Here is a 3,942-nt window from a genome sequence, read left to right as displayed (position 1 = left end):
TTGCACCCCGAATCTACCAAATACAGCACAGCATCCGTCAATTCCCTCTTGCTCCACGTGCAGTTGCGCATCTCGGCATATAGTGGGGCGATCTCCTCCCACTGCTCATCTGTCAAGTCGCTAGGGTACGACTCCCGTCCTTTTTCTTCCATATCTCTATTTTACCACGTTCTTTTCTCCTTGTGAATACAGGTTCTTAATCCCCTACCTAAGTGATTACTCCTTTGTTATGCTATTAAAATAAACCACAGCAAAGGAGGACATATCCATGTCACTATCAATTGATGAAGCCATCAAAAAAGTGCTTTCCTTTTTGAAAAGTATCCCTATGGCTCCTGCAACAGTAAAGTACTACTCTTGCTGCTGTTCGCATGTCAGGGATTACTGTCAGCGCAATGCCTTACAGGAATTCTCATACAAAGATGCGGCTTCTTTCACAGCAGAACAGCTGAAATTGGCTGAAAATGGTAAATTCGGCAAAATCTATGCATTGATCATGCGGAAAGCCGCTTACTATGTGGCAGATTGTTTCGAAACAGGTACGCTTGAATGGAAACGCAACAGGTATACAATAACGGAACTACCTGAAAATTACCAGCAGATTCTTGGTTCTTTTGAGGAGTCTATTTCCGGAAAACTTGCCGAAGGGTCAGTCTATAACATCATTCATGAAATCCGGAAATTCCTGAAGTATCTTGAGAAAGCAGGCTGCCTCATTATCCAGGATCTGTCAGCTGATATCCTGCGTGCATATGTGATCCAAGAGGCTCCTAAACACATGGGCAATTACGTAAACCTCACATGGCCTCTGAAAAAGTTCCTTGCTTATGTCAAAAAGAGCGGCGTTGCCCTCTCGGGAACATTCGATTTCTTTCTGGCAAACCCGGCACCTGTACATGAGAGGGTGCTTCCGGCATTTGATGATGATGAAACAAAGGCAATACTTGAAAGCATAGATACATCAACAAAACAGGGCAGGCGCGATTATGCGGTGGTAATGCTTGCGCTTGACACCGGCCTTAGATGGTCGGACATTGCCAAGATGCAGCTTTCCGACATTTTATGGGAGAAGCGGGAAATCCGGGTGAAACAGGAAAAGACGGACACTCCGCTTACACTTCCGCTGACGCTCCGGGCAGGGACTGCCGTAGCAGACTATATATTAGAGGCCAGGCCGAAATGCAGCAGTCCATATGTTTTTCTCCGCCTCAGAAAACCTTACTCTTCTATGCTTTCATCTGCGTCTCCCACAAAGGACCTCATGGGACGTTACTTCAAGAAAAATGGTATAGAACACCATTTCGGTGATGGAAAGACATTTCACGGGCTCCGCAGGACTATGGGAACCAATCTCGTCAGGAACGGGACCCCGCTGGAAGAGGTGTCACAGATCTTGGGCCACCGCGATATAAATTCGTCCAGGCACTATATATCCCTCCATGATGAAATGCTGGCTGAATGCTGCATGGACATCAGCATGTTCGCTACAGAGAAGGAGGGGCTGCAATGAAAACAAAACAGAAAACATTTGTATTTGCAAGCCTTTTTGCCGATGACATCCAGGGGATGGTGGAATACAAAGCCGCGCTCGGACATAAATGCGAAAGCTATGCCTGGGCCCTGCAGACTTTTGACCGGTACTGCCTGTCCCATCATCCGGATTCCGGCACGCTCACCCAGGAGATCGCTTTTGGCTTCTGTCAGGCCGGGACAGATGGGAAAAACTGCGGATACCGCGCAGGCACAGTCCGGGAATTCGGCCGTTACCTCTCTGCCATAGGGAAAGAGGCATACATCCTTCCCATGAATTTCTTCCCGCAGAAAAAAGCAGACCTTCCCTATATCATGTCAGATAATGAGATCCGGTCATTTTTCGGGGCAGCAGACCGTTATCCCCATGCAGACAACAGCCCCCTGCTCGAATATACGGTTCCGGTAATCTTCAGGCTCCAGTTCGCTACGGGAATGAGGCCGCAGGAAGCAAGGACCCTGAAGCGGGCCGACTTTAATTTTTCGAAAAACACGATATATATAGATGAAGCAAAAGGCCATAGGGACCGCAGGATTGTGACCCTGCCGAATGTGATGGAGCTGTGCAGGAAATATGACGCCATAGCAGAATCCCTCCATCCTGGCAGGACATATTTCTTCCCGTCCCCTGACGGCAGCCCATACACGCATGGCTGGATGACGGAAAAATTCCACAAATGCTGGGAAAATGCCGGGAACAATACATCTTCCAAAAGCTGTACCCCCTATGATCTCAGACATAATTTCGCAACCAGGACGCTCATGCGCTGGGTGGAGGAAGGAAAGGACCTGAATGTATATGCGCCATACTTAAGCACCTACATGGGGCATGTCACTTTTAACAGCACCTTCTATTACATCCACCTTCTGCCAGAGAAGCTGGGTATCCAGAAGTTCATGGACATCCAGGGGATCATCCCGGAGGTGCCGCATGAAAGCTGATGCCTCAAGGGTTCTGGTCCGCAAACATCTCAGACCGTATTTTACCGTGTTTCTACCAAAACAACGCGGCTGCAGTGACAACACCATACAGAGTATACATGACACATGGAACCTGTTCCTCCGTTACCTTTCTGCTGCAAAGGGCATTGACAACAGTCGGCTTGCTTTCTCAGATATCGACCCGGCGGTCGTGACTGGATTTCTCGATCAGATGGAATTCGAGAAAGGCTGGAAACCATCAACAAGGAACCAGCGTCTAAGCTGCCTGAGATCATTTTTCAGATATGCGGCATCCATGGAACCTGTTCTTTATCCTTGTTCGGCAGCACTGGGGGAGATACCCTTGAAAAAGGGGGCTGACCGTTCATATGTCATTGAATTCCTGAGCCCGGAAGAGATGAAATCCCTGCTGGCCGTACCGGATACAAAGACAAGACTCGGAGTGAGGGATCAGTTTTTCATGGCGCTAATGTACGATTCGGCAGCAAGGGACTGCGAGATGCTGGGGCTGAAGCTGGAGGATTTCCATGAAGATAACAATACTGTCTACTTATGGGGCAAAGGCGCAAAGCCCCGGCTTGTTCCTGTTTCAGGGGAGACCACAGCGCTTTTTGTCAACTACCGCAGAAAATTTCATCAGGGTTCAGCCTTACAGGAGCCGTTGTTTTACACGATACATAAAAGGGAGAAGACACCAATGTCGGATGACAATGTTGCCCGTTTCCTCAAAAAATATGCCGATTTAGCGAGAATGGAAAAACCTGACATCCCTGAAAGGATCCATCCCCACATGTTCAGGAAGTCGCGTGCCATGCACCTTTACCGTGCGGGAATGCCGCTGGCCCTTTTAGCGGAATTTCTCGGCCATGAGGATCCAGAAACGACCCGTATCTACGCATATGCTGACACTGAGATGAAACGCAAAGCGATTGAAAAGGCTTCGCAAAATGTTGGGGAAGTCGCCAGCCTCCCCACAGAAAAAGCGTTTTGGGAAGGTGATGACGACATCATCGGGCGACTCTGTAGGGGATACTAATCAAAAAGATTATTCCGATAAAATAGCATAGACAGTTTAATTCATGCAGACTGTATATAGTTTTTTAGGCGGCCTGTGCTAAAATCGGAATAATCAGAGAATCGGAATAATCGATGTTATTCTGAAATCGGAATAACATCGACCTGGTTTTTTATAATTATATTCTGAAATGCTTTGTCCTCATAGATTTGAAAATGGGCAAGCTGACCCATCAGGATTTAGGTAGTGTTCACATAAGCACATCGACAATGAGAGCAAAAAAGACAAAAGCCAAAAAGATAATATCCAGTTTGTCATAGCGGGTAAAAATGCGACGAAATCGCTTGATACGGCGAAAAAGCCTCTCAACTTGGTTGCGCTGTTTGTACAGCTCTTTATCATAGTCCCAAGGATCTTTGCGATTGCTTTTTGGCGGAACAACAGGGATATAGCCA

5 protein-coding genes are annotated in these 3,942 nt (G+C 47.4%); 3 read left to right on the top strand and 2 right to left on the bottom strand.

The window, feature by feature from the left end; genetic code table 11:
- Positions 1–152, bottom strand: a 152-nt coding sequence (locus C814_RS24980) for a transposase (protein WP_016316345.1), incomplete at its 3' end; no start/stop codon positions are given.
- 116 nt (positions 153–268) lie between these two features.
- Between C814_RS24980 and C814_RS17285 the strand changes: the two genes are divergently transcribed.
- The 3 genes from C814_RS17285 to C814_RS17275 are packed head-to-tail and all read left to right on the top strand — an operon-like array spanning position 269 to position 3,508.
- On the top strand, positions 269–1,510 hold the full coding sequence (locus tag C814_RS17285; protein ID WP_016316694.1) for a site-specific integrase: 1,242 nt from the start codon (positions 269–271) through the stop codon (positions 1,508–1,510).
- A complete protein-coding gene (locus tag C814_RS17280) occupies positions 1,507–2,472 on the top strand; it encodes a tyrosine-type recombinase/integrase (RefSeq protein ID WP_004060455.1) in 966 nt (321 codons plus the stop codon). Before C814_RS17285 ends, C814_RS17280 begins: the two co-directional genes overlap by 4 nt.
- On the top strand, positions 2,462–3,508 hold the full coding sequence (locus tag C814_RS17275) for a tyrosine-type recombinase/integrase (protein WP_004060457.1): 1,047 nt from the start codon (positions 2,462–2,464) through the stop codon (positions 3,506–3,508). Before C814_RS17280 ends, C814_RS17275 begins: the two co-directional genes overlap by 11 nt.
- 229 nt (positions 3,509–3,737) lie before the next feature.
- Here C814_RS17275 and C814_RS23095 read toward each other — a convergent pair.
- Positions 3,738–3,942 (bottom strand): transposase (locus tag C814_RS23095; RefSeq protein WP_016316693.1); only part of this gene is annotated, 205 nt, incomplete at its 5' end.

The sequence above is a fragment of the Anaerotruncus sp. G3(2012) genome (assembly GCF_000403395.2).
In the GTDB taxonomy this organism is placed as follows: Bacteria; Bacillota; Clostridia; order Oscillospirales; family Ruminococcaceae; genus Anaerotruncus.
Note: the sequence above shows the minus strand (reverse complement) of the source record. Positions and strands in the feature narration are given on the sequence as shown.

Excerpts from the sequence above, each read along its gene's own strand:
- C814_RS17285 (WP_016316694.1), top strand. The coding sequence starts at position 269 with ATGTCACTATCAATTGATGAAGCCATCAAAAAAGTGCTTTCCTTTTTG.
- C814_RS17280 (WP_004060455.1), top strand. The coding sequence starts at position 1,507 with ATGAAAACAAAACAGAAAACATTTGTATTTGCAAGCCTTTTTGCCGAT.
- C814_RS17275 (WP_004060457.1), top strand. The coding sequence starts at position 2,462 with ATGAAAGCTGATGCCTCAAGGGTTCTGGTCCGCAAACATCTCAGACCG.